Source organism: Streptomyces sp. GbtcB7 (genome assembly GCF_019091445.1).
Lineage (GTDB): Bacteria > Actinomycetota > Actinomycetes > Streptomycetales > Streptomycetaceae > Streptomyces > Streptomyces mirabilis.
The window spans coordinates 1-255 of record NZ_JAGXJM010000403.1; the positions used below are offsets into that span (position 1 = coordinate 1).

Annotated in this window: 1 protein-coding gene; it reads left to right on the top strand. The window is 62.7% G+C overall.

The genetic code is table 11. The features are described 5' to 3' along the window. Positions 1–18: 18 nt before the first annotated feature. A partial coding sequence (locus KVT44_RS56375; protein ID WP_217577050.1) for a polymorphic toxin type 15 domain-containing protein occupies positions 19–255 on the top strand: 237 nt, incomplete at its 3' end.

Here is a 255-nt window from a genome sequence, read left to right on the forward strand (position 1 = left end):
GACACGTTCGATGTCACCTTGCGTCCGTTCAAGCGGAACAAGAAGCACGACCCGGTCGAGTACGACCGTCAGTACAACGAGCAGATGGATGCCCTGCAGCAGATGCCGCTGTCCGACTGGCTCCGCAACCGTACGGAGTACGTGCAGAACGGCCGGACACCCGACTCGCTCCGGGCGCAGGAGAACGCTCGCGCGGCTGCGCTCAAGGCAAAGATCTTGGAGCTTCGTGAGCAGGGCCAGAGCCGATCCGAAGCT